Source organism: Sphingobacterium sp. UBA3549 (assembly GCF_002376635.1).
Classification (GTDB): Bacteria; Bacteroidota; Bacteroidia; order Sphingobacteriales; family Sphingobacteriaceae; genus Sphingobacterium.
The window spans coordinates 210,506-237,034 of sequence record NZ_DFOE01000017.1 but is presented as its reverse complement, the minus strand read 5'-3'; the positions used below and the strand labels follow the sequence as shown (position 1 = coordinate 237,034).

The 26,529-nt window shown below is 40.0% G+C and carries 27 protein-coding genes; 3 read left to right on the top strand and 24 right to left on the bottom strand.

The genetic code is table 11. The features are described from left to right. Positions 1-8: 8 nt before the first annotated feature. From rplR to rplC, 17 genes are all read right to left on the bottom strand, one after another. Positions 9-371 (bottom strand): 50S ribosomal protein L18, encoded by a 363-nt coding sequence (rplR, locus tag B2W36_RS09750; protein WP_370877906.1) that lies wholly within the window; start codon positions 369-371, stop codon positions 9-11. Continuing rightward, on the bottom strand, positions 368-922 hold the full coding sequence (gene rplF / locus B2W36_RS09745) for a 50S ribosomal protein L6 (protein WP_209577702.1): 555 nt from the start codon (positions 920-922) through the stop codon (positions 368-370). The genes rplR and rplF overlap by 4 nt, the downstream gene beginning before the upstream one ends. 21 nt (positions 923-943) lie before the next feature. Further along, the gene (rpsH, locus tag B2W36_RS09740; protein ID WP_223584601.1) at positions 944-1,345 is read right to left on the bottom strand and encodes a 30S ribosomal protein S8; all 402 of its coding nucleotides are present in this window, start codon (positions 1,343-1,345) and stop codon (positions 944-946) included. 136 nt (positions 1,346-1,481) lie between these two features. Further along, complete coding sequence (rpsN, locus tag B2W36_RS09735; protein ID WP_209577701.1) at positions 1,482-1,751, bottom strand: 30S ribosomal protein S14; 270 nt, start codon at positions 1,749-1,751, stop codon at positions 1,482-1,484. Beyond that, on the bottom strand, positions 1,744-2,313 hold the full coding sequence (rplE, locus tag B2W36_RS09730; RefSeq protein WP_046674875.1) for a 50S ribosomal protein L5: 570 nt from the start codon (positions 2,311-2,313) through the stop codon (positions 1,744-1,746). The genes rpsN and rplE overlap by 8 nt, the downstream gene beginning before the upstream one ends. Beyond that, positions 2,313-2,657, bottom strand: a complete 345-nt coding sequence (rplX, locus tag B2W36_RS09725) for a 50S ribosomal protein L24 (RefSeq protein WP_070570406.1) — start codon at positions 2,655-2,657, stop codon at positions 2,313-2,315. The genes rplE and rplX overlap by 1 nt, the downstream gene beginning before the upstream one ends. Positions 2,658-2,659: 2 nt before the next feature. Beyond that, on the bottom strand, positions 2,660-3,028 hold the full coding sequence (gene rplN, locus B2W36_RS09720; protein WP_046674873.1) for a 50S ribosomal protein L14: 369 nt from the start codon (positions 3,026-3,028) through the stop codon (positions 2,660-2,662). Position 3,029: 1 nt separating this feature from the next. Then, positions 3,030-3,284, bottom strand: coding sequence for a 30S ribosomal protein S17 (gene rpsQ / locus B2W36_RS09715; protein ID WP_046674872.1), 255 nt, complete (start codon positions 3,282-3,284; stop codon positions 3,030-3,032). Positions 3,285-3,297: 13 nt separating this feature from the next. Continuing rightward, the gene (rpmC, locus tag B2W36_RS09710; protein ID WP_153844935.1) at positions 3,298-3,516 is read right to left on the bottom strand and encodes a 50S ribosomal protein L29; all 219 of its coding nucleotides are present in this window, start codon (positions 3,514-3,516) and stop codon (positions 3,298-3,300) included. Positions 3,517-3,607: 91 nt separating this feature from the next. Continuing rightward, a complete protein-coding gene (gene rplP, locus B2W36_RS09705) occupies positions 3,608-4,030 on the bottom strand; it encodes a 50S ribosomal protein L16 (protein ID WP_046674870.1) in 423 nt (140 codons plus the stop codon). 61 nt (positions 4,031-4,091) lie between these two features. Next, positions 4,092-4,886 carry a 30S ribosomal protein S3 gene (gene rpsC / locus B2W36_RS09700; protein ID WP_046674869.1) on the bottom strand — a complete coding sequence of 265 codons (795 nt, stop codon included), beginning with the start codon at positions 4,884-4,886 and terminating at the stop codon, positions 4,092-4,094. An 11-nt stretch (positions 4,887-4,897) separates the two neighbouring features. Further along, on the bottom strand, positions 4,898-5,332 hold the full coding sequence (gene rplV / locus B2W36_RS09695; RefSeq protein ID WP_070570408.1) for a 50S ribosomal protein L22: 435 nt from the start codon (positions 5,330-5,332) through the stop codon (positions 4,898-4,900). A 6-nt stretch (positions 5,333-5,338) separates the two neighbouring features. Next, positions 5,339-5,605 carry a 30S ribosomal protein S19 gene (gene rpsS, locus B2W36_RS09690; RefSeq protein ID WP_002997495.1) on the bottom strand — a complete coding sequence of 89 codons (267 nt, stop codon included), beginning with the start codon at positions 5,603-5,605 and terminating at the stop codon, positions 5,339-5,341. After that, a complete protein-coding gene (gene rplB / locus B2W36_RS09685; RefSeq protein WP_046674867.1) occupies positions 5,605-6,432 on the bottom strand; it encodes a 50S ribosomal protein L2 in 828 nt (275 codons plus the stop codon). Before rplB ends, rpsS begins: the two co-directional genes overlap by 1 nt. A gap of 6 nt (positions 6,433-6,438) precedes the next feature. Next, positions 6,439-6,729, bottom strand: a complete 291-nt coding sequence (gene rplW / locus B2W36_RS09680; RefSeq protein ID WP_046674866.1) for a 50S ribosomal protein L23 — start codon at positions 6,727-6,729, stop codon at positions 6,439-6,441. Position 6,730: 1 nt separating this feature from the next. Then, positions 6,731-7,360, bottom strand: a complete 630-nt coding sequence (rplD, locus tag B2W36_RS09675; protein ID WP_209577699.1) for a 50S ribosomal protein L4 — start codon at positions 7,358-7,360, stop codon at positions 6,731-6,733. Positions 7,361-7,365: 5 nt separating this feature from the next. Beyond that, a complete protein-coding gene (gene rplC, locus B2W36_RS09670; protein ID WP_046674864.1) occupies positions 7,366-7,983 on the bottom strand; it encodes a 50S ribosomal protein L3 in 618 nt (205 codons plus the stop codon). A 322-nt stretch (positions 7,984-8,305) separates the two neighbouring features. On the opposite strand from rplC, the gene B2W36_RS09665 reads away from it, so the two are divergent. After that, positions 8,306-8,776 carry a DinB family protein gene (locus B2W36_RS09665; RefSeq protein WP_293887610.1) on the top strand — a complete coding sequence of 157 codons (471 nt, stop codon included), beginning with the start codon at positions 8,306-8,308 and terminating at the stop codon, positions 8,774-8,776. A 48-nt stretch (positions 8,777-8,824) separates the two neighbouring features. Here the strand turns inward: B2W36_RS09665 and B2W36_RS09660 are convergent, their stop codons facing one another. The 6 genes from B2W36_RS09660 to B2W36_RS09635 form a co-directional block, all read right to left on the bottom strand. Next, entirely contained in the window at positions 8,825-9,835 is a 1,011-nt protein-coding gene (locus B2W36_RS09660; RefSeq protein WP_293887609.1) for a helix-turn-helix transcriptional regulator, read from the bottom strand. A gap of 473 nt (positions 9,836-10,308) precedes the next feature. Continuing rightward, positions 10,309-10,947, bottom strand: coding sequence for a hypothetical protein (locus tag B2W36_RS09655; RefSeq protein ID WP_293887608.1), 639 nt, complete (start codon positions 10,945-10,947; stop codon positions 10,309-10,311). 299 nt (positions 10,948-11,246) lie between these two features. Beyond that, a complete protein-coding gene (locus tag B2W36_RS09650; protein WP_293887607.1) occupies positions 11,247-12,521 on the bottom strand; it encodes a glycoside hydrolase family 88 protein in 1,275 nt (424 codons plus the stop codon). 43 nt (positions 12,522-12,564) lie between these two features. After that, positions 12,565-13,830, bottom strand: a complete 1,266-nt coding sequence (locus B2W36_RS09645) for a DUF2264 domain-containing protein (RefSeq protein WP_293887606.1) — start codon at positions 13,828-13,830, stop codon at positions 12,565-12,567. A gap of 110 nt (positions 13,831-13,940) precedes the next feature. Continuing rightward, positions 13,941-15,833, bottom strand: coding sequence for a RagB/SusD family nutrient uptake outer membrane protein (locus B2W36_RS09640; RefSeq protein ID WP_293887605.1), 1,893 nt, complete (start codon positions 15,831-15,833; stop codon positions 13,941-13,943). Between the two features lie 107 nt (positions 15,834-15,940). After that, positions 15,941-19,282 (bottom strand): SusC/RagA family TonB-linked outer membrane protein, encoded by a 3,342-nt coding sequence (locus B2W36_RS09635; protein ID WP_293887604.1) that lies wholly within the window; start codon positions 19,280-19,282, stop codon positions 15,941-15,943. A 136-nt stretch (positions 19,283-19,418) separates the two neighbouring features. Between B2W36_RS09635 and B2W36_RS09630 the strand changes: the two genes are divergently transcribed. Further along, complete coding sequence (locus tag B2W36_RS09630) at positions 19,419-23,312, top strand: hybrid sensor histidine kinase/response regulator transcription factor (RefSeq protein ID WP_293887603.1); 3,894 nt, start codon at positions 19,419-19,421, stop codon at positions 23,310-23,312. Positions 23,313-23,440: 128 nt separating this feature from the next. Here B2W36_RS09630 and B2W36_RS09625 read toward each other — a convergent pair whose 3' ends face one another. Next, positions 23,441-24,688 carry a glycoside hydrolase family 88 protein gene (locus tag B2W36_RS09625; RefSeq protein WP_293881488.1) on the bottom strand — a complete coding sequence of 416 codons (1,248 nt, stop codon included), beginning with the start codon at positions 24,686-24,688 and terminating at the stop codon, positions 23,441-23,443. 560 nt (positions 24,689-25,248) lie between these two features. Here B2W36_RS09625 and B2W36_RS09620 point away from each other — a divergent pair. Next, complete coding sequence (locus B2W36_RS09620; RefSeq protein ID WP_293881487.1) at positions 25,249-26,517, top strand: Gfo/Idh/MocA family oxidoreductase; 1,269 nt, start codon at positions 25,249-25,251, stop codon at positions 26,515-26,517. Positions 26,518-26,529: the final 12 nt, after the last annotated feature.

The window sequence follows — 26,529 nt, the reverse complement described above, 5'->3', positions numbered from 1 at the left end:
TTCTATGATTAAAAGTCTAAACCGCCTTCGCGAGCACCTTCAGCCAAAGATTTGATACGGCCATGGTATAAGTACCCATTACGGTCAAAAACTACTTTATTAATACCTGCTGCTACTGCTTTTTCAGCAACCAATTTACCGACAGCTTTAGATTGTTCCACTTTGTTACCTGATGCAGCAAATTCTTTTGATAAGCTAGATGCAGCAACTAATGTTTTACCTGCATTGTCATCGATGATTTGCGCATAGATACCTTTGTTACTTCTAAAAACCGATAAACGTGGACGTTCAGACGTTCCAGCAAGGTTTTTTCTGATTCCTTTTTTGATTCTCTCTCTACGAGATGCTTTTTGTCCTGCCATGATTATTATTTTTTAGCTGATTTACCTGCTTTTCTTCTCAATACTTCACCTGCAAACTTAACACCTTTTCCTTTGTAAGGTTCTGGTTTACGGAAGCCACGGATTTTAGCCGCTACTTGTCCGATCAATTGTTTATCGGCACACTCTAAAGTGATTGTAGGGTTTTTACCTTTTTCAGCAGTAGTTAATACTTTAACTTCGTTTGGCAATACAAAAACAATCTGGTGAGAGAAACCTAAAGTTAACTCTAATACGTTACCAGTACTTGAAGCACGGTAACCTACACCGACTAACTCTTGCGTAGTTTTGTAACCTTCAGTCACACCGTGAACCATGTTAGCCAACAGGGAGCGGTATAGACCGTGTAATGCTTTGTGTTTCTTTTGATCAGTTGGACGTGTTACAACGATATTGCCTTCTTCTTGAGCAATCGTGATGTCACGGTCAACTTGTTGTGTTAATTCGCCTTTAGGACCTTTTACTGAAACTAAGTTTTTGTCCGAAATAGTAACAGTTACCCCAGCAGGGATAGCGATAGGCGCTTTTCCAATTCTTGACATTTCTTTGTGCTTTTACCTAGATTAATAAACGTAACATAAAACTTCACCACCAACATTTTGAAGTCTAGCTTCTTTATCTGTCATTACACCTTTAGATGTTGACAAGATAGCAATACCTAAACCATTCAAAACACGGGGCATAGTATCAACGCTTGCATACTTTCTTAAACCAGGTTTACTCACACGTGTCAACGTACGAATAGCCGGAATTTTGCTAATTGGGTTATATTTCAATGCGATTTTGATCGTACCCTGTACGCCATTCTCATCAAATTTGTAATTAGCAATGTAACCTTTATCAAAAAGAACTTTAGTGATTTCTTTTTTTAGGTTCGATGCAGGAATTTCAACAACCCTGTGGTTGGCCTTGATGGCATTCCTTACTCGTGTAAGGTAATCCGCAATTGGATCTGTAGTCATTATATATGAAAATTTGTGACAGCGGTTTCCCTCCCAACCGTTGGTATGGGACCTTCTATCTGTTAAACGATTTTAAAATGCAAAAAACCCGGCAATCCTAAGTTGAATTGCCCGGGCAAAATTAAGTATTTTTTTTTAATTACCAAGAAGCTTTTTTCACCCCTGGGATTTTGCCATCTAAAGCCATCTCACGGAATGTTACACGAGAGATACCGAATTGACGCATATATCCTTTAGGACGGCCAGTCAATTTACAACGATTGTGTAAACGTACTGGAGAAGCATTTTTAGGCAATTTATCTAATGCAGCGTAATCGCCAGCAGCTTTTAATTCTGCACGTTTTGCTGCATATTTAGCTACCAATTTAGCGCGTTTTACTTCGCGTGCTTTTAATCCTTCTTTAGCCATTGTTATTAGTATTTTGATTTTTAAATGGTAAACCGAATTGTTTCAACAATTCTAAAGCCTCAACATCATTTTGAGCAGAAGTCACGAAAGTGATATCCATACCTTGGATCTTGTTGATTTTGTCAATGTTGATCTCAGGGAAAATGATCTGTTCAGTGATACCTAAGTTGTAGTTACCACGTCCGTCAAAGCCTTTATCGTTGATACCGCGGAAGTCACGAATACGTGGAAGCGATACGGCTACCAAACGATCCAAGAACTCAAACATATTGTTGTCACGCAAAGTAACACGTGCCCCTACAGGCATACCTTTACGTAATTTAAAGTTCGAGATATCTTTTTTCGATTTTGTAGCGACAGCTTGTTGACCTGTAATTAAAGTCAACTCAGCGATAGCGTTATCGATTAATTTTTTGTCAGCTGTTGCAGCTCCTACGCCTTGTGAAACAACGATTTTCTCAAGTTTAGGAACCTGCATAATACTTTTATACTGAAATTTTTCTTGAAGTGCTTTACGGATTTCCTCCGCATATTTCACTTTTAATCTTGGTACGTAAGTCATTATTTAATTTCCTCCCCTGATTTTTTAGCGTAACGAACTAATTTACCATCTGCGTTTAACTTACGACCTACACGTGTAGTTGCACCCGTTTTAGGATCGATAACAGCTAAATTAGAGATGTGAATACCAGCTTCCTTCTCAATGATACCACCATTAGGATTAGCTGCACTTGGTTTAGTGTGTTTTTTCACGATGTTAGCGCCCTCAACGATAGCTCTATTTTTATCCACTAAAACAGTTAATACTTTTCCTTGAACACCTTTAGAGTTACCAGCGATAACTTTCACTAAATCACCTTTTTTAATTTTGATTTTGTGCGTAGTTGTTTTTGTTTTCTGTGCCATAATTATAAAACCTCCGGTGCTAATGATACAATTTTCATGAACTGTTTCTCACGCAACTCTCTAGCCACAGGGCCAAAGATACGTGTACCACGTGGTTCATCATTATTATTTAATAATACAGCGGCGTTGTCATCGAAACGGATATATGAACCATCTTTACGACGGATTTCCTTTTTCGTTCTAACGACTACTGCTTTAGAAACGGAACCTTTTTTCACGTTTCCTGAAGGCATAGCGCTTTTCACCGATACAACAATCTTATCTCCGATTGATGCATAACGCTTGCGCGTACCGCCCAATACACGGATTACTAAAACTTGTTTAGCACCGCTATTGTCAGCTACATTAAGTCTTGATTCTTGTTGTACCATGTTATTTAGCTCTTTCTATAATTTCAACTAATCTCCAGTTTTTTGTTTTACTCAGCGGACGAGTTTCCATAATTAATACCGTATCGCCGATACCGCAGGTATTAGTTTCGTCATGAGCTTTAAATTTAGTAGTTTTTTTAACGAACTTACCATAGATCGGGTGTTTCACTTTACGCTCCACTGATACCACGATAGATTTGTCCATCTTGTTGCTAACTACTAAGCCGATTCTTGTTTTTCTTAAATTTCTTTCCATTTCGACTTTAAATTTATGCCTCAGAGGCTGTTTCATTTTTAGCTGCAGCTTTGCGTGCACTGATCTCTGTACTGATACGAGCGATAGTTCTGCGTGCTGCTTTGATCACGTTAGGGTTCTCAATAGCTGAAACAGCATGTGCAAATTTCAATTTTGTAAGGGCTGTTTTCTCTTCTACAAGACGAGCTTTTAAGTCCTCATTAGATAATTCTAAAATTTCTGAATTTTTCATGTTTTTTCAGTTGTTATTTGGGTTATCATCGGTTTATATATAGCGTTAGGGGTAACGGCCCTAACGCTTAAATGATGACATTACCAAGATTTTATGCTTCAACGTAGTCTCTACGAATCACAAACTTAGTTTGAACCGGAAGTTTTTGAGCGGCAAGGCGTAAAGCTTCTTTGGCAATTTCCAAAGGCACACCTTCTGCTTCAAATAACATACGGCCTGGGCGTACTACTGCTACCCAGTATTCTGGAGCACCCTTACCTTTACCCATACGTACCTCTGCAGGTTTTTTCGTAACCGGTTTGTCAGGGAAAATACGAATCCAAACTTGACCTTCACGTTTCATATAACGTGTAACCGCAATACGAGCTGCCTCGATTTGACGACTAGTGATCCATGCTTGCTCCATTGTTTTGATACCGAAAGAACCGAAAGCTAACTCCGCTCCACGAGAAGCGTTACCTTTCATGCGGCCTTTCTGCATCTTTCTGAACTTCGTTCTTTTTGGCTGTAACATGTTCGTATACTTTTTAAATCTGCTTCTTCAGCAGGTTTTTGTTGTAATCTAAATAAAACTATTAATCTTTTTTCGGACCACGGTTGCTTCCACCACGGTTGTTTCCACCACGGTTATTTCCACCGCGACCACCTTTGTTATTACGGTTGTCACGACGTTCGCCACCACCTTCGTGGTTGCCACGTGATTTTACACCAGATGCTTGACCAATGTTTGGAGATAAGTCACGTTTACCGTAAACCTCACCTTTACAGATCCAAACTTTGATACCAATTTTACCGTATGTAGTCAATGCTTCAGCTAAAGCGTAGTCGATATCAGCACGCAATGTGTGTAAAGGAGTTCTTCCTTCTTTGTATTGTTCAGTACGCGCCATTTCAGCACCGCCTAAACGACCAGAACACATGATTTTGATACCTTCTGCACCCATACGCATGGTAGAAGCGATTGAAGTTTTCATTGCACGACGGAATGAAATACGTGCCTCTAATTGTTTAGCGACACCTTCTGCTACTAACTTAGCATCTAACTCAGGGCGTTTGATCTCGAAAATGTTGATTTGAACATCCTTTTTAGTCAGTTTCTTCAACTCTTCTTTGATCTTGTCAACTTCTTGACCACCTTTTCCGATAACGATACCTGGACGAGCAGTGTGAATTGTAACAGTGATACGTTTTAACGTTCTTTCGATAACAACTTTAGCTACACCACCTTTTGCGATACGAACAGAAAGATATTTTCTGATTTTTTCGTCTTCAACTAATTTATCGGAATAGTTTTTACCTCCGAACCAGTTAGAATCCCAACCTTTGATGATTCCTAATCTGCTACCTATTGGATTTGCTTTTTGTCCCATTTCTCAATAAATTAGTTTTGTTCAACGTTTAATTTGCTATCAACTACCAACGTAACGTGATTTGAACGTTTACGAACTCTGTATCCGCGACCTTGAGGAGCCGGACGTAATCTTTTCAATTGACGACCACCACCTACTGATACTTCTTTTACAATTAGTTCGCTTTCTTCCACTGATTTACCTTCGTTTTTGGCTTCCCAGTTTTTGATTGCAGATAATAATAATTTTTCTACACGAGCAGCAGCTTCTTTACTTGAGTGTTTTAAAATGTATAATGCATTTTCAACACGTTGACCACGAATTAAATCTACCACTAAGCGCATCTTACGAGGCGAAGTCGGGCAGTTCAATAATTTGGCATCCGAAGCTCCTCCTTTTTGAGCTTTCTCTTGCTCTTTGCGTTGTCTAATTAAGACAGACTTTTTAAGTTTTTTTGTTGCTTCCATTACCTATTATTTTTTCTTTTCTGCGTGGCCTCTGAATGTACGCGTAGGAGCGAATTCACCAAGCTTGTGACCTACCATATTCTCTGTTACATAAACAGGGATAAATTTATTCCCGTTGTGCACTGCGAAGGTATGGCCAACAAAATCAGGGGAAATCATTGATCTACGAGACCATGTTTTGATAACTGACTTTTTGTTAGTTTCATTCATAGAAAGAACTTTTCTCTCTAAGTTGTGATCGATATAAGGACCTTTTTTAATTGAACGAGCCATTATTTTTTCCTTCTCTCAATGATGTAACGATTCGATGTTTTCTTCTTGTAACGTGTTTTGAAGCCTTTAGCTAATACACCTGTACGTGAGCGTGGGTGACCTCCTGAAGTACGGCCTTCACCACCACCCATAGGGTGATCTACTGGGTTCATCGCAACACCACGAACTCTTGGACGACGACCTAACCAACGTTTGCGACCTGCTTTACCTAACACTTGGTTAGATCTTTCATGGTTCGATACTGAACCAATCGTAGCAACACAAGTCAATAAGATCATACGTGTTTCGCTCGAAGGCAATTTGATGATGGCATATTTACCATCACGAGCAGACAATTGAGCATAAGTACCAGCCGAACGAGCAATTGAACCACCTTGCCCAGGATTTAATTCAATGTTGTGGATGATAGAACCCAATGGAATGTTTGCTAATGGTAATGTATTACCAACTTCTGGGGCAACTTTATCACCTGCTATTACAGTTTGACCAACTACTAAACCAGCTGGAGCAAGAATGTAACGTTTTTCACCATCTGCATAATGCAACAATGCAATACGAGCAGTACGATTTGGATCGTACTCAATAGTAGCTACTTTTGCAGGGATATCTTTTTTATCGCGTTTGAAATCAATTAATCGGTATACTTTTTTATGTCCCCCACCGAGATAACGCATAGTCATTTTACCGGAGTTATTACGACCGCCTGATTTCTTGTTGATTTTAACTACTAACGATTTTTCAGGAACGTTTGTAGTAACATCAGAGTAGTCTGCGCCTACTCTAAAACGAGTACCAGGGGTTACCGGTTTGAATCTTTTAACTGCCATTTTTTATTATATAGTACTGTAAAAGTCAATAGTTTCGCCGTCTTTAATAGTAATGACAGCCTTTTTATACTTAGGAGCTCTACCAGATACGAAACCTGCTTTTGTGTAACGGCTTTTTGCTTTACCAGCTACTACTGCAGTGTTTACAGCAAGAACTGTAACACCAAACATAGCCTCAACAGCTGCTTTGATCTGGATTTTGTTTGCTCTGTGATCTACTTTGAAAGCGTAACGGTTTAATTTTTCCGTTAACAAAGAAGCTTTCTCAGTCAAGATAGGTTTTTTAATAATTTCCATATTACTTAGCTAATGCTTCCTCCAAAGATTTAACAGAATCTGTCGTCAACAATAATTTTGTTGCGTTCAATACATCATATGTATTTAAATCAGATGCAACAATAACTTTTGCTTTTTTCAAGTTTCTGCTTGATTTATAAACAATTTCATCGTAAGCTGGCAATACCAACAATGTTTTCTCATCAGCTACATTCAACGCATCGATTAAAGCAACATAGTTTTTAGTTTTGATAGCATCGAATTTCACTTCGTCCAATACCACAATGTTATTATCTTTTGCTTTGTAAGACAACGCTGATTTACGTGCTACTTGTTTCAATTTCTTGTTCAATTTGAACGAGTAGTCACGAGGTTGAGGACCGAATACACGACCACCACCATTAAACAATGGAGATTTGATAGAACCCGCACGAGCACCACCAGTACCTTTTTGTTTGTGTAATTTACGAGTAGAACCCGCGATTTCGTTACGTTGTTTAGATTTGTGAGTTCCTTGGCGTTGGTTCGCTAAGTATTGTTTCACATCCAAATAGATCGCATGATCGTTAGGCTCTAACCCAAATACCGACTCAGGAAGTTGCACCTTGGCACCTGTTTCTTTACCTGATAAATTTAAAACTTTAACTTCCATCTCTACTATTTGTCTACGATTACATAAGAACCTTTAGCTCCTGGAATGGAACCACTAACAACGATAAGGTTTTGCTCAGCGTAAACTTTCAACACCTGTAAGTTTTGAACTTTAACTCTGTCACCACCTGTACGACCTGCCATGCGCATACCTTTGAATACGCGTGAAGGCCATGATGAAGCACCTAATGAACCTGGAGCACGTAATCTGTTGTGCTGACCGTGAGTCGCACCACCTACACCACCAAATCCATGACGTTTCATTACACCTTGGAAACCTTTACCTTTTGAAGTACCGACTACATCTACGTACTCGCCTTCTTCAAAAAGAGTAACGTCAACTACGTCACCAAGTTGTTTTGCATCTGGGAAAGTTTTAAACTCTACCAACTTACGCTTAGGCGTTGTATTTGCTTTCGCAAAGTGCCCTTTCAAAGGAGCTGTCGTGTTTTTCTCCTTAGCTTCGTCGAAACCAAGTTGAATTGCCGAGTAGCCATCCTTTTCTTCCGTACGTATCTGCGTAACCACGCACGGCCCGGCCTGAATCACTGTACAAGGAATATTTTTCCCATCAGCGTTAAACAGGCTCGTCATTCCTACTTTTTTTCCAATAATACCTGACATGTTGTAAATTAATTAATTAAAAGTCCTTCGAAGCAGTAGGGCTTCGCTCAAGACATACTTTCCCCTTTAAGGGATTGCAAAGTTACAAACATTTTTATAACTGTCAAATAATTAATGAATTATTTTTTTTATTTTATCCTATAACACGAAACGTCCTTACCCCTTCTCCTACCAGCGAGAAGCACGATGTTCGGAGAAAGAGAAATAAAAAAAATGAGTTTGAAAATTTATACTGCCATACAGTTGTCATTGGACCACCTAAATTTGTGGCATATTACAACGCAAGAGGCGATGTAAATTTTTAAATTTTAAATACGAAAAAATGAGTACAGCGATCATTTCGAAACAAGAATTACTTGAACACTGGTTGGGCCATAGAAAACTGACCCGCCAAACTATTGAAAAATTTCCCGAAGAAGAATTGTTCCATTATAAAGTAGAAGGCATGCGAACTTTTGCGGATATGCTGAAAGAATTATTGGCACTTGCCGTCCCCGGCCTACAGGAGATCGTAGATAATAAAAGTGGTGAGCTAAACGAAAATCTTAGCTATTCAACCAAAGCGCAGCTTTTACAAGCCTGGGACGAGGCTACTCCAATACTCATCGATCTATTTAACAAGATACCGGAGGAACGCTTTGCTGAAGAATTTAACTTGTTTGGACAATACAAATCGCCAGTCGTCCACAGCATTCTTTATTTTATAGATAATGAAATCCATCACCGCGGGCAGGGATTTGTCTACCTACGCATGCTTGGCATTCAACCACCGTTTTTTTGGGAAAGGGGATAATTTCGGGCAAACCCGACAAGAATACTTGCGTGGACTCAACAGAAAGAACTAGCAAGTATTCTTGCCCTCTTCAATACAGCTGAAGCCTGCCTGCACCTTGTCATGATTAAGCTGTTCTAATGCTGATGACAGCAATCGTTTTACCACGCCTTTCAACGACTCGGGCTCGATAATATTTCCTTTGTCAGCAAACATCAAATACCAACGCGCAAACCCACTTTCCATATTTACACATTCGAAATGCATTTCAACATAATCGTCAGCAATCACTTCCTGCTGGAAGCCGAAATAATGACGGTCCCATTCCATATACCTTGCCATTTCCTTATCCACCCGTACCACGACTTTAGTTGTCGGATCTTCATGTCGTTTGTTGAGAAAGAAAGATAGCTCAGGATGTTCTTTCCCAAAATCATCTGTAAGCATTCGGATATTATTTATACGGTCCAACCGAAATTGTCTATAATCCTTTCGTAGTTTACAGAATGCAAGGATATACCAGAATTTACTTTCAACAAAGATACCAACAGCTTCAATTTCCCTTTTCTCAGGATTTTTGTCCGATGGTTTGGTATAATAAATTTCTACGCACTTTTTTGCAGCGATACTTTCGATCAATATGTTGGTGCCATGCGTTAGCTTTTCGTTGAACTGATGTCGCCCACCCCGAACCAGAAATTTATCTCCGACTAGGGCAACTTGCTCTTTTTCGTTACCTCTCAGTATCGCCTTCATTTTAAGCAATGCTGTGGCAAAATGATTGGCAAGATTCCGATCCGTATATTTTTCAACCAGTTTCTCCGCTGCGACAAAACTTAATGCTTCTTCTTTTGTAAATTGCAAGGGTGGCATTTTATACCCCTCCACTAAAGAGTATCCGCTTCCGGCTTCGCCATAGATTGGAACTCCAGCCTGCATCAAAGAGCGGATATCACGGTAAATCGTACGCTGGCTCACTTCAAAGCGTTCTGCCAAAGCCCCCGCTGTCACAACAGGTTTGGCCTGTAGATGCATATAAATAGCGAGTATACGATCAAATCTTTTCTGGATATCCGTCATTGGGATAAAGGTACGAGTTATTCTATTTTCTTTAACTAATATAAAGATATGTTTTCACAGGTATAGCGCTGAATACTTTTTCAATTCATCACTCAAATCTCGCACAAATTCCCTTGAATTAATAACGAATCCAGCCTTGGAATCGATATCTCTGGCCTTCATCTATATAGTCGCCGTCTCATTGACATCTGTATTAAATCCGAAGCAGGCACCCTACTTTTAGTTAACCAATCCAATAAAGAAGAAATTGCTAAGGGGGATGAGTTCCTGCTGCGCAATTGGAGCTACTACGGGTTGATCAAATAATCAAATACAAGGCCAGCATGGCTGGCATAAACGTTATCGTTGAATAATTCAAAAATGGCAAAGCTTTACATCATAAAGCCTTGCCATTAAACTTATCTTTAAGCATAACACTTTATCTTTAAGCATAACACTTTTCTAATCCAGCTTATGGATTCCGTCGAAAACAACTATATAACCCCACAATAAATGGAATTCGAAAAGTCGTCTTGGAGTGTATCCCATACACCGACATAAACATGGCAATCGAATGCTTTCTTGCTTATCCCCTCAACTTCAAATGAGCAGGAACCCTGATTTACATTGGCAATAGATATTTTCAACCGCGACTCGCCCTCTATGTCTATCAATCCCACATTGATTTTATATATACTACTTCTATATTCATCATCTACAGTCCAGCTAAGATCAATCCGATCGCCATCCAAACTTACTTGACAGTTAGCTAATGGGTTAAGCGAACCTGAAAACAGGAGGAGCTTTTCAGGATTCACAAAAGGCTTATTATCTTCACCTAATTCAAGAGTTTCTTTAAAAATGTGGCGCTGCGCCAATTGGAAAGCTCCTACACGACTTCCTTTTGTCGCGAGTGATTGATAACCAAACTCTAGAATTACTTTATTGGCGCCAGCAAACTTACCTGCAACTTTTTGTTTTTCTCTATTTAAAAGTTCGGCCTCAGTCGGCGGAGACGTTCGTTTTTTTCTTTTGCCGCCACGTACGACATTTTGGCCTTTCAATAGATAAGCACTCACCGAACCAAATTTCCCAACAATAGCGCCGTTCGGACCATTTTGTAAAATTGCCATAAAATTTTTCTCCTTTTGTCTATAATTGATGGTATATAACTTATTACTAATATAACATCAAATTCCCCATTAAAAGAGGAGTAACACTACTTTTACAAAGTATTAACAGGGGGTTAACAGAGGTAATACCCCTGTTAACCCCCTGTTATCCCCCTGTTAACCCTCTATAAATCCCTTGTCAATATAGGAATTGGTGTTAAATTGGTAGTTATTTGAGCGCACGAGATGGATGTACGAGATAAGTACTTCACTTTCCACAGGATGTTAACAACTTTGTTGAAAACTCAAGAATCCTCTCGTCAGGGTTTGATAACCTTCTCTCCACGGAGCAACCGGTCGTACCGCACCAATGCCTCCACATAGTAGTAATCGGCATAGGTCAAGGGCACATCAACTTCTGTTTTATGTGGGATAGAACCGACACTATGTTTTAAAATATACCCTCCGGCTTCTTTGAAATCTGCTTTATAAGGTTTAGCAGAAAGCGACCGCAGCATTTGTTCAGCCTTTGAGATATAGAGCTGGCTTTCACTACCTGTTGTGTATTGTGCCAGTTCCAGCAAAGCCGAAGCGGTCACCGAAGCGGTCGATACATCACGAAGGTCTTTCTGGCTATAATATTTACTATCCGGAGTAAGCTTGTTCTGGTCCATATCCCAATAAGGTATGAGATCTTTTGGAAGATTGGGATGATTCAGGTAAAACTGTGCAATATGCCGCGCGTGCTCCAAATACCTCCTGTCGCCCGTCTCGCGGTACATCATCGTATAACCATAAAGCCCCCAGGATTGCCCTCTGGCCCATGCAGACTCATCAAAAGCTCCTTGCGCAGTCTTTCTCGAAATAATACTTCCATCTTGCGGATTGTAATCCACGACATGGTAGGAACTATAATCTTTTCGGTAATGGCTGACCATCGTTGTATTGGCATGCTGCACTGCAATATCACGATAACGCTGATCACCTGTCATCTTGGAAACTTCCGTCAGAAATTCCAGATTCATCATATTGTCGATGATCACCGGATAGGTCCAAGGCTGGCCATCCCAGTTTTTTCCACCGTCCCATGAACGAATCGTTTTCGTTGTTTCATGGAAACGTGTTGCCAACGACGATGCTCCAGTACTTAAAATTTCTTTATAGGACGCCGAATCACCCGTCAAGCGCAATGCATTCCCAAAGCTACAATACAACATGAAGCCCAAATCATGTGTTCCTTTGTTATATTTTTCTTTCTCCAGTTGCCTCAGTTTACTTTTGGCTTCCGTCAAAAACTTTTCATCCTTGGTATACTCGTATAAGTATAACACTGTACCGGGATAAAAGCCAGAACACCACCAGCTCGAACCCCAATTTACATATTTGCCATCTTTATAGGTTGTAGGCATATCCGATTCACCGATCGATGCTGCGAGGTAGGCGATTTGTTTGTGTGCATCTTCTAAATTGAAGCGGACAAATTCTTTGTCGAGTCCCAATTTCATCGGCGTCAAGTTCCGCTGACTGGAACAGGAAATTCCCTGCATTCCTAGCCCAATTATCAAAGCCCCCGTAATATAGTGTTGTATCTTCATTTTATCCAGTCCTTAATCTTTTGCTTTTTATTCTTTTTTCGTTTTAATAACTTACATAATAGTCTTTGGGAAATTGCTCTGCCTTCCAGCATTTTTGGGAAGTCCATGGTTGTGGAGCACAGGTCCAGAACTCATCCTCTGCCGGTAACCCCAAGGGCAGGAAAGAAAGGGAGGCCACATACATTGAACCTGCATTTGTATAGTAATCTGCGAGATTGGATTGTTTATCACCTACCACGCCCATACGCAGCCATCCCGAGGGCGCAAAGGTTTTGTCAATATAAATATGACGGAGTATCGTGGTTAATGCAGCCCTGACCTGTCCTTTCGAAATGTCTTCGGGCAACTTATTTTCCAAAGCAACTGTTGCCAGCGGCTGGAATGCGGCATTCTTATACGTTGAGGAACGCCCAACAACGACATAATGGCCTTCCGGAGAGATCATGCGTTCCAGATGATGCGCATAGCGCTGCATGCGTTTATAGGCCCGCTCATACATCTCCTTGTATTTTCCACCTGCTGGGATATTATGACGCAGCGACTCCACCTGCATACAATGGATCACATAACCATTGTAGTAGTCAAAACTAAAATGGGCACCATCACTATACCAGCCATCTCCCACATACCATTCCTGATCAAATTTATTGACCGCATAATCGATCTTTTCCCGTACACATTCCTCTCCTATGCTGTAAAGAAACGTTTCTGTCATTGCGGCAAACAGCAGCCAATTGCTCTCATTCGGCTTAATCTTGCGCAATAGTTTGAACTCTTCAACGACTTTTTTTTTAGTCACTTGGTTTAAAGGTTCCCATAAAGCTTTTGGGGCTCTCAGAAAAGCCAGTGCAAGATGCGCTGCATCCACAAGAGTCTGTGATGAAGGTCCTCGCCAAGTAAAATAATCCGGAGATTCGGGGTCTACCCCATATTGTATACCGAGCAGCGTCTGTTCTCTCAATTTTTTTCGCAGTTTCCCTTCCTCAGTTAGGTCATCCGGTAGGGCCAACCAAGGTGCCATTCCGGCCAACAAGCGCCCGAAGGCTTCCAGATATCCCACTCCGGGATCCCTGCTATCAAAAGTTGGACTTACCTCCATCGGCATATTTTTACGCCACTGTTGTTTACTAATATTGCTCAATATGGGGGCTGCCATCTTATGTAAGATAGATACCCAATAAGCCCGGTCATTTTCGGTCAAATTTCTTTTATCGTCTAAATTGTCTGCTTTTGCTTCGATTGGTAAAGACGCCGTTAATACGCCTACTCCAGCTCCGCCTAACAATTTTAATAAGGATCTTCTCTTCATTGATAAGGGTTTATAAATTAAAAATATCTATTGTACATAAAAATACTAGCCGAAGTAAACCAATCGCCCCAGCAAACGGCTGCATGAGCGATTGATAACAAACTTCCACCTTAATAAATCCATCCTGGTGTCGGTTTCAGATTTCTATTTAATTCTATTTCAGCCTTTGGAACTGGCCAAGTGTACCATTGATCACCTATCCATTCATAAGTAGTACCTCCAGTGTTCTCACTACCTCCCCACGCATGTTGCGAAAATTTCTGATCAAACTTTGTCTCTTTCAGCGTCTTCCAACGCATTTCATCAAAAAAGTTAACGCCCTCCCCAATTAATTCACGACGTCGTTCATCTCGTACATAATTACGTGCATTAGTTTGATTTGAAAAAGAAGAAGCCATTGTTGGAATTCCAACTCGATCCCTGACTTGTTTTACTTTTGCCATAGCACCGGATAGGTCATTCATCTCTACTAATGCTTCTGCCCACATCAACAAAACATCGGCATAACGAATAATAGGCTCGTCTACCGGATTTTGCTCACGACGGGCATATTCTAATCCTTCGCCCACAAACTTACGATGGATATACTTAAACTCGGCCTGTGCATTTGCACTTCCCGAAGTATAATAAGTGCTGGGCAAACTAGTATTCAAATTGGGTTCAGCTCCAGATTGGTCTACATAATACTTACCAGTGACGGGGAATCTATAGGTATACACACCTGCAGCAGTAGAATTGCTATTTACGCCTTGAAAAGATGCATAAGGTGTCAAGACATTATAAGCTAACCTTGGATCTCTATTTGCGTAGGCTGCTTTCAGTCGCGCCTCATTACCTTCTGGCAGATAAAATGCCCGCGCAGTACTATTCAATTTATTTAATTCCGTATTGATTACTGTGGTCACTGTTGGGTGAACATCATTTCCATTAACTTTTTGATCTCGTATAAAAAAGACTTTTCTATTGGGAGCGCCTAAAGCATTTACTGTATTCCATTCAGGAATGTAATCCGACCAACTAAACGGACGGACAGTAGTTCCGTCAATAATTTCCTCATATAAATTGACCAAAGCTGGAGTTACTTGTAAATCTGTCCAACATCCTCGACTATCTTTTGCTCCCTGTTGAAACGCCGCTGTGTATTTCTGCACAGCTGAACCATATCCCGATGGTTCCTCAATATACTGAACGCTCAAAATCATCTCTTCACAACGTTCATTTGCTACTTTGAACAATTGCTTATAATTGGCGAAAAGTTTATAACCACTCTCACCAACCTTTGCAAAGTCAGCGACAGCCAAATCATATTTTTTTGTCATAAGATAAGCACGTCCACGTAATGCATAGGCCGCACCTTTACTTACTCTCCCCTCCCCTTGAATTTGATTGTTTGGCAAAGCGCTTTCATTGATTGCATCAGTCAAATCCTTAATAATAAGCGCCCAAACCTCTTCTTCTGAACTTTGGCCTTTATTACCTTCTGCTGGACTAATAGGCTCGGTGTAAATAGGAACACCCAAACCATTCCGGCCATACAGTTCATTAAGCCGCATGTAAAAGAATGCCCGCAAGACTTTGCATTCAGCGACCAGCTTATTCTTTTTTTGCTGATCCATCGCTGCATCTGGTATGTGAACTATAGCATCATTAGCACGATGTACCCCATCATACAACCATTTCCATTGGAATGAAAAATAGGAATTACTTGGATTAACGGCACTGGAAAAAAGGTTGTTTAAATTATATTCCCCCTGTCCAGTCATACCAAAGGCCTCATAAGCATAATACCCAATATTGGCAGAGGTCCCTACAATTCCATCACTTCTTACCGGACGTTGTAACGAATAATAAACGCCTATTACCCCCTGATCAACCAACGTTTCAGATGACCACATTGTTCCCGACGATATTTTGTCATTAGGTGTAAGGTCCAATATTTTTGTACAAGACGATAAAGAACTTGCTATACCAATTGCTATGACAGATTTTAATATTTTTTTCATCTCTATTTTTATTTTATTTGACTAAACAGCGTTTAAGACGAAGACGTTAGTCTAGTCTTACGCTATTGAAAACTCAAATTAACTCATCCTTCTGTTCGGAGATTAAGTTAAAAAGTTACCGATACCCCAGCGGAATATAGCTTCGCAATCGGATAAACGATCAGTGAACCGCCTAGTTCCGGATCCACTCCCGGAAAATCTTTATGTTTAAAAGTCAACAGGTTTTCTCCTGTTACAAATACCCTTAAGTCCTTAATTTTAGCTTGATTTATCCATTTCTTAGGAAATGTATAGCCTAATTGCAAAGACTTTAACTTTAAATACGAGGTATTGTACAAATAGAATGTATTAGCCTGCATGATTGAACTTGAGGAAAGCAAACGTGGATATTTACCATTGATATTTGCATTTGGATCTGTAGCAGGATCATAATTATCATAATCGCTATTTGCTCTTACGGCATCATAGGAATAGTATTTTGTCCAAGCGTCTGCTGGCAATTGGTCACCTGTATTCGCTAATATTGATCCGTTTGATCCACGCTCATTAATATAATGGTAAGAGCCAACGCGACCAGCCAACAACATATTTAGATCAAATCCTTTGTATGCGGCTGTCAGATTTAGGCCAAACACAAATTTGGCAACAGAAGACTTCCCGGTGAATTCACGGTCATCATCATTACCGTACTTACCATCACCATTCGCATCTGCCATAAGCATTTGTCCATACCAAATATTTGCTGCCCCAGGCCCCACTGAATTGTTATTGAAAGAATAGTTTGCGGCAATCATGGATTTTACCCATTCCAGGTCGGCTTTAGTACGAATCATTCCATCTGTAGGTCCTCCATTGGGATCTACACTTCCATCAGATTTCATATAAGTTCCAGTACCGGCGTAAGGCCTCCTCAAAAACCATTCATCAAGCATATGCTGTTCTACACGACGTTCGTTTCCTCCCGTAGATACATCGGCTAAATTCGTATAGCGCCAAGTTGGATTACCCCAAATATCGAGGGTCGATGGATCTTGCTCATACTTTAATGTGCCTTTAAAACCCGAAACTCTGTTCATGTTATAGGAAATATTACCATTTACGCCATACCTAAACTCTCCAATTTTATCGTTCCAACCCAGATTAAGCTCTATCCCTTTATTATTCATTGAAGCAGTATTGGACATCGGTGCTTTGATATTACCCATTGTCAAATAAATAATAGCTGCAGTTAAGATATCAGAAGTTTTTCGGGAATACATATCGGCCTCGACACTCAAACGACGATTTAAGAAACTGGCTTCTAACCCAACATTGTATGTCGTTAGCTTCTCCCATGATAAACTTAGATTTTGGATAGTTTGCTGAATAACCCCATTCGCAACCGACTCGTTAAATACATTATTCACTTTCTGATAAAGAGTCTGCCAATCGTAATTTCCACTTATCGTGTTTCCTAAAGTTCCATAGGACCCTCTAAGCTTTAAGTAGTTAACCGTTGTTTTGGCTGGATCAAAAAAACGTTCGTTACTGATAACCCAACCCGCCGAGAAAGAAGGAAAAAATCCGGTGCGATGTCCTGGAGCAAACTTAGATGACGCATCCGAACGAAAGTTTCCTTCGAACAAATATTTACCATCATAGGCATAGTTTACCCGACCGAAATAAGAAACCATGGCATTTTCCGCCCTTGCATTATCTCTTTTATTGTCATCAGATCCACCAATGGATTCCATCGCTCCCCCCGAATTTATATCTGTTACACTCCAATCAAGTAATCCACGTTGAGTAGCATTAAAACCACTTGTCTTCGAGTAATATTGTTCATAACCTGCTAATCCACCAACATCGTGTTTTCCAAAAGTATGCGCATAACGCAACAATGCATTCGCTGTATAACTGGATGATTTATAAGAAAAACGGTAAGTTGTTGCCTGATCCAAATTTCCTATCCCCTCTTTAGGCTTCTCAAAGCTTTCTCTAAAACTATACCTCGGCAAATTTTGGGAATAATTTTCATCCTCACGCATATACTCACTGTAGTTAAACCGTGCTTCCGCGACAATCCCTTTCCATAGATCAGCATTGGCATACCATGTACTATTGATACGTGTGTAATTGTTTTCACCTCCATTTGACGCTACCTGTTGTAGAATATTATCCTTATTTGTTGTGTTGGGATCTTCACTTGAGCCATATTTTCCCTCATAAATTGGTGTCATTCCAGGAAAAGCTTGCAGCAAATAGGTCATTGAGGTGCTACCTGGCTGCTTATACTCCTTTGTAGCATAGGTTTGTGTTCCAAAAGTAATTCTATCCGCAATTTTTGTTTCCAAATTGGTCCGAATGTTGAATCTTTTCATTCCCGTATTTGCCAACGTTCCAGGATTATTTTGGTATCCGGCGGACATGAGATAAGAAGATTTATCACTCCCTCCAGTTACCGAAACACCATATCGTTGATAATATTGTGGTTGAAAGAGAACCTGTGCCCAATCTGTATTTGGATAAGCTAACCAATTTGGAATACTATTCCCAGTGATTGGATTTGTATAAGTCCCGTTAGGATCGGCATTTGCTTTACGCCAATCTTCAATAGTTGAAAGTGTATAGTCTGGAGATGTTGAAGTTGGGTTTGCATTCACTTTAGCGATATTGTGTAGTTCCATCCAATCCGCTGTACTCGACATAAACTTTAAATCAGTTTGTGCTTGTTCACGTGCATATAAAGCGTTGAATGTTATTTTAGGCGCTTCACCTTTCTTTCCTTTTTTGGTGGTCACGAGAATTACACCATTTGCAGCACGAGATCCATAAATCGCTGCCGAAGCCGCATCTTTCAAAATGGAAATATTTTCGATATCATCTGTATTTAATGGAACCATATCGGCCACTGCACCGTCAACAAGAATCAGCGGATCATTATTATTAAATGACCCAGTACCACGAACACGAATAGAAACAGACTCACTTCCAGGATTACCATTCCCCTGCGTAACACGTATACCCGGCGCCGTTCCACCTAAGGCCGCCGCAAGGTTCATAATTGGCCTATTGGTGAGCTTATCTGCACCAACAGTAGCGACAGATCCTGTCAAATTGACTTTTTTCTGTGTACCATAACCTACAACGACAACTTCATCAAGCGCCGAAGTATTTCTTTCTAGCGTAACATTAATGACCGAACGTCCTTTAGGATTGATTTCTTGATCCTGATATCCTATGTATGAGATCAAGATTGTACCATTTTCTGAAACAGAGAGGGTATACTGACCCACCTCATTTGTAGAAGTAGAAGCACTTCCACCCTTTTCTCGAATCGTTACACCAGATAAAGGTGCTCCTTGACTGTCTGTAATCCGCCCCGTAATTGAAATTTTCTGCTGTGCCATACTCGCACCCACAGTAAACATCATCATAGCAGACAGTCCAACTTTGTAAAACTTTGCCATACTTTAGGAAATTAGTTTTATAATAAAAATTGGTTGTTTAATAAGCCAAAGATGAGTCTATGAGCAAATTATGGGGGGTAAAAATCTTAAATATTTGGGGGTAAAATCTTAAATTTGACACAAAGACCCCATAACCATGAGCATACTACCTATCTTGTGCCGACAATTTCTGCTGTTGATATCCATCATTTCCTTTTGTTATGCCCAAGATCTTAAATTTGAGACACTAAGCCAGGATAATGTATTGGATAAACAAGCGATATTGACAATTGCTCAAGATAGACAGGGTAAACTTTGGTTTGGCGGCGGAGCCAACCTTTTTGTATACGACTCCCAGAATATCACTAATATTTTAGTGCAGGATACTGCTTTTAAAAAAGTAGATTATATTAATAAGATTGGTATCAATGCAAAGAATCACCTGTTTATCGCTACGGCAACTCAATTATTTATTTTTGACATCGACAAACGCAAAGCTGTATTGAAACAGGGAAAACCTTTTCAGGAAAAAATCGTCGTCACCGACATCCAATTTTTATCAGACCAAATATTTCTATGCACGGACAAGGGACTCTTTCTGGCAATACCGACCGCCGGGACCTACAATCTCCAAAAAATTCTGGACCGTCCCTATGTACAATCCATTATTCAAACCAGCCCCACTACTTATATAATAGCAAGTTACAAAGGCATTGAGTCTTTTTCTCTGCAAAATGATCAGATCTCCCATATCCGGAATCTAATGCTGCCCCCGCTCCCCTTAAGAGAACGTATTTTCAGTACCCTATATCTTCATCAAAATGTGCTTTGGCTTGGGACAAAATTGCATGGAATATTCCAATTTAACTTCACGGATAACACCTGGAATAATTTGAATGAAACCAATAGTAATCTATTGAGCAATAACGTCCGGAAAATTGTGCCGACAAAAAATGGTGAACTACTGATTGGTACCTTAAAAGGACTCTCAATCTTTAACGGATCGGCACAGTTCGTAAACTATAAACATAATACTTCCGTCAAAAACTCATTGAGCCAAAATTCGATCTACGATATTTTTATCGATCGGCAACAAATCACTTGGATAGGAACCTATTTTGGTGGAATAAATGCTATTTACCCCAATCTTATCCCCATACAGCATTATTCAACCCGTTCGCTTTTTGGTCTTCGACTCAATAGCGATATTGCCAGTAGTTTCGCAGAATCAGAAAACGCCTATTGGATCGGAACGGAGGAAGAAGGAATCAATAAAATTGACAAGCGAACAGAAGCCACCTCTCCATTATCACAATTGACCCAGTCGAATCTGATTAAGGACTTATACACAAAAGATAACAAAATCTACGCCGCACAATATGGTGGCGGTTATTCCATTATCGATGCCCAATCTGGAAATGCGCAACACTTTTATCTGGAAAAAGATCGCCTAAATCTCAAAAATAACATCTACAGTATTTACGTCGATCCTGCGCATCGTATTTACCTCGGAACCAATAAAGGACTCTACACCGTGGACCCAGGGAAACAGCCGCAATATAATCCCGTTTTAAAGACAGCTACAATCGATGATATACAAGCTGATGCTAAACAGTACATTTACTTTCTGAGCGGGGGTTCGCTTTTTCGAAGAAAACCTAATGACTCAAACATAAAAGCGATACAACAATTGGATACATTGACGGTAGGAGGATTTTATGTTCATCCGAATGGGGATATCTGGTTAACATCCAACCAATATTTATATCATTTTGATCAGCATAGTCACTTAACCAAGGTATCTTACTTTCCAAGCAACGCACTAGGTTGGCCCATCTATGTGAACAATAAGGTATGGCTTACCAGTAAAGATGGTCTCATTTGCTTTGATCCCGAGACAAAACATAGCTATCTGCTCAATCAATATGATGGTTTACCGGTTAAAAATCTTCTTGGAGCTAAGGTCTTCGCCAGCAAAACAGGAACATTATTTGTCACCACACTCAACGGTGTAATTTCCCTAGATACTCGAAAAATAACCTTCAATCAAAACATCCCCAATGTCCTCCTCCGAAATATCTTCCTCGAAGAGACTCCACTAAACTACGGAAGGATTCAGAAAATGGAAGATGCAAACAGCTATCAGCTCAGCCTCCGACACGATGAAAACTTTCTTACGATTAATTTCTCAGGTTCTAATTTCATCAAACCGCAAAAGAATAGGTATCGATACAAACTCGACGGTTTTGACAAGGATTGGATCGAAACAAGTAATCCTTCAATACGATATACGAATGTTCCAGTAGGTACACATAGACTGACCATATTCGCGAGTAACAATGATGGCATTTGGAGCAGTACACCGCTACGGATTAATATCGACATTCAACCTCCATTTTGGAGAACGTGGTGGGCCTATCTAATATATGCAGGATTATTTTCTCTGGGCGTACATCTGGTTATTAAGTTTGTTGTCGAAAGGAAGATGTTAATCAATTCGGAACGGGAGCAGGAAAAGAAAATAAAATTCTTCACGCAGATATCTCACGAAATTCGTACTCCGTTGACTTTGATTACTGCTCCGTTAGATGAAATTATATCAGAAACAGCTCATCTTACCGCTACCCAAAATAAAGTAAAACGAATAAAAAAGAATGCCAACAAACTCCTAGGAGTCATCAACGAATTACTCGACTTTAAAAAGTTCGACGACAAGCACTTTGTCCTGAAAAAAACGGACATCTCTTTTAGGGAATACATAGAAGACACCTTCTACCTATTAAATGATCTTGCCAAAGCAAAGCATCTCAACTATTACATCAGGCAGTTGGATTCCGTAGGCTTACAATCCATAGATACAATACAATTTGATAAAGTCATGTTCAACCTGCTGTCAAATGCGATCAAGTACACACCTGAACAAGGCACTGTTTATCTGGATTTGGTCGATAACAACCATACAATAACTATTAACATCGTCGATAATGGAATTGGGATCGCAAGCGATAACCAATTCAAAATATTTGAAGAGTACTATCGCGAAGAACAAGCTCAAGATGCAATAGGCACTGGAATCGGACTTGCGTTAACCAAACATATTGTACAACAGCACAAGGGGGATATCTGTTGCCTTACACAGGACGATGAAAAAGGAAAATGGACTGTGTTTACCATAAATCTACCGAAAGATCTTGGACACAAAGCAGATAATCAGCCAGATACTCAGCTCATAGAGACTCCTGCAAAGGAAATAGAAGACGTTAGAGTACCAGCCCCAAGCATCCTTGATACCTCCGTTCAAAAAACTATTTTAATTGTTGAAGACAATAAAGAATTAATAGCAACAGTGGTGGGTCTGTTTCAAGATGCCTACACGATCATTACAGCTCACAATGGTGAAGAGGCTCTTTCGAGGGCATTGGAATATGTCCCCGATCTAATTATTTCGGATCTGATGATGCCTTATATGGATGGTGCTCAACTGTGCGAAGCCATTAAAAAAAATATAATCACTAGCCATATCCCATTCATCTTGCTGACCGCAGTTACTGATAGCAACACGCAGACTTTAGCGTTGGAAAACGGCGCAAATATCTATTTGACAAAGCCTTTTGATAATAAACAACTCTTTCTTTCTGCGCAAAATCTCCTCGCTATCAGTCAGGCGAAAAGTAAGGCGTTTCAGGTCAAGACCACTACTTTCGACAATGAACTTGATGCACAATTCATTTCCTCCTTAAATCAATTGATCGAAAAAAATCTTCAATCGGACGGTTTTGATGTCAATTTTATTTCTCGAACAATGGGGATGAGTGCGCCAATCCTCTATCGTAAGTTGAAAGCGATATCCAATTTATCGCTCAATAACTATGTGAAAATGTATAGGCTAAACAAAGCGAAAGAATTACTGAATTCGGCCATGAACATCAGTGAGGTTGCCTACGCTGTAGGATTTTCGGATAGAAAATACTTCAGTAAGGAATTTAAAAAACAGTTTGGACATAATCCATCAGAACAAACAGCAAATTCGAGCCAGACGACTAAATCTTAGGTATATTTTCAATGAACTCGCCATCCTGTTCCACAAAAAAGAGATGCTCAGAGCATCTCTTTTTGATCTATTCCGGAGTCATTAAAACGAGTTCATCTCCCAAGAATTTGCCTTATTTTTTGATCGCTTTATTTAGCAATCGCTTTAATCATTGGTTCACCATCCAATAAACGTTGATACCGCACCAAAGCCTCCACATAATAATAATCTGCATAGGTCAATGGGACATCGATTTCCGAATTCAAAGGTAGTGCTCCAACACTATGTTGCAAGATGTACCCCCCGTTTTGACCATAAGGAGCGAGATAGGGTGCCTTCGAAAGGCTTCTAAGAATCGTTTCCGCCTTATTAAAATAATCCAACGCTTCAGTTCCCTTTGTATATTGTGAGAGCTCCAATAATGCTGAAGCATATAATGCTGCCGCAGATACATCCCTTAGATCTCTGTTCGGATACATTTTATCCGACTTCGCAATTTTATCTTTATCAAAATCCCAATATGGAACCAAATCAGCAGGCAGATTTGGGTTGCTTAGTATGTATTTTGCGATTTGCTGTGCCTGCTTCAAGAATTCTTTCTTTTTTGTTTCACGATACATCATGGTATAACCGTATAGTGCCCATCCCTGTCCTCTTGCCCAGGCCGACTCATCAAATGCTCCTTGATGTGTCTTTTTTCCGATGGCCTTACCGGTCTTCTTATCATAATCGATCACATGGTAGGAACTATAATCTTTTCTGAAGTGGTTTTTCAAGGTTGTTTCAGCATGAGATACCGCAATATCATAGCATTTTTTATCTCCAGTCACCTTAGATACCTGTGTCAAAAACTCCAAATTCATCATATTATCAATGATTACCGGATATTGCCATGATCCATGATCCCAGGAACGGATCGCTTTGGTAATAGGACTATAGCGAGATGCCAAAGAATTCGCACCAGTGCTCAATATGGGTATATACTTTAGCGTATCACCGGTAAGACGAAGCGCATTACCAAAACTACAGAAAAGCATAAAACCCAAATCATGTGTGCCTTTGTTGTTCTTTTCTTTCTCCAGATACGTCAATTTTTCTGTTGCTTTCTCCAATAATGCTTTTTCTTTGGTGCCTTCATATAGATATAATAACGTCCCTGGATAGAAACCCGAGCACCACCAGCTCGAAGAAGAAAATACGTGTTCACCCTGCTCAAAAGTTTTCGGAAATTTTTCTGCAGGAGTTTCTGCCGCAAGAACCTTTATCTGATTCGCAGCAGCGTCCAGCTGTTCCTGAATAAAGGCTTTGGACAAATTCGGTTTTACTGTTTGCGCCTGAACAATCGGGCATATGCCCAACGCGGCTAATACTAACACAAAAGATTGATTTAGTTTCATTATCTATTAGATTTTTAGTCAGTCGATGCCCGCGAATCAATTCGATCGGACATAATTCCCTTTCTCCCTAACACAAATTGAATTGATTAACAAATCATGGAAGTGCAGTTTCTAGCTGCATCCAGATGATTTTACAACCTATTCTACAATCCAAAAAATTGGTATTCTTGAATTCATTTTTTAGGATTTGCTATTAGAGCGACAATAAAGATGCTGCAATATTTTACCGGAATCAAGCTCCTTTTACGAAAACGATTAAGTATAATTGAAACTTACTGGACTAACACATTGTCGCGGCGGCTTGCCACTGTACTGAAATGTAACAATTCTCAGACAAAAATGACATCATAGGTAAAAAATCGCCTACTATATTGGAAAGAAATGGATTTACAGCTACTCTTTTGCCATTTTTTAATAAAACCTAAATAAACAATACGTAAAATTTTAGTTATCAGTTTACATTCACCAGTTTTTTATCTATTTTTAAGACTAAATATCCAATGCCGTTAATTTTAACAGCCTAATAAAGGATCAATTATAAAACAACTAATCCAACCAAAATGAAAGAACAGAATTCATCAAGGCGTGATTTCATAAAAAAATCCGTGGTCGGTGCTGCGGCATTTTCTATCGTACCACGCTTTGTACTCGGAGGACAGGGCTATCTTGCTCCGAGCGACCATCTAACCAAAGGTGTCATTGGTGTCGGCAATATGGGCCGTGGACACTTTGGCTACGCCGGAACTAAAACAGTAGCCATTTGTGATGTGGACAAAACTCATCTGGCGGCAGCACAAGCAGACTTAGGCGGTGGCGTGAAGGAATACCATGACTTTAGGGAGTTGATTAAATCTCCGGAAGTAGATATTGTGCATATCGCTACTCCCCCACATTGGCACGGATTGATGTCTATTGAAGCAGCAAAAGCAGGAAAGGATATCTGGTGTGAAAAACCCATGACGCGAACTATTGGTGAGGGTAAAAAAGTGAAAGAAGCCATCGCTCAGCACGGCAATATCTTTCGTCTAAATACCTGGTTTCGTTTCAAGGACGACTTTTATGGCATGAATGTTCCCGTAAGCAAAATCAAAAAATTAGTTGATACAGGCATGTTGGGCTGGCCATTGAAAGTTACGATAAGCAAACATACAGGCTTTGACTGGAAATTCTATTGGGTAGGAAAGGAAAATTTACCTGAGGAGAATGTACCGGCGGAACTTGACTACGATTTTTGGTTAGGTCCAGCGCCATACAAACCGTACAACAAGCACCGTGTACACACCACTTTTAGAGGCTATTGGGATTATGATGGCGGTGGCCTTGGAGATATGGGACAACATTATATGGATCCTGTTCAATACTTTTTAGGTAAAGACAATGAAAGTCCCATTACTGTCGATGTTGATGCTCCGCAACAACATCCGGATGCTGTGGGTACATGGCGACGCATTACATTTACTTATGCAGATGGTTGCCAGATTATTCTAGACGGCGATGCAAAGGATGAAAAGGCAGCCTATATCGAAGGACCAAAAGGTAAATTATATAAAGGATTTCAATCTGATATACCCGATTTGGAAAGAAAGCTTGCACAATACCCTGAACCTGCACCACAGATTGTCGACTTCCTGGAATCTGTACGCACAAGAGAAAAGTTTGCACTGAATGAAATCAATGGACATCGTTCTTGTACTTTGGTCAACATGGGATTAGCAGCATTGCGACTAAACCGATCACTAAAATACGACTCCCAAAATGAGCTATTTATTAACGACGATGCCGCAAATAGATTAATTCACCAACCAATGAGAGGCCCTTGGTCTATTTAAAAAGATATCCTA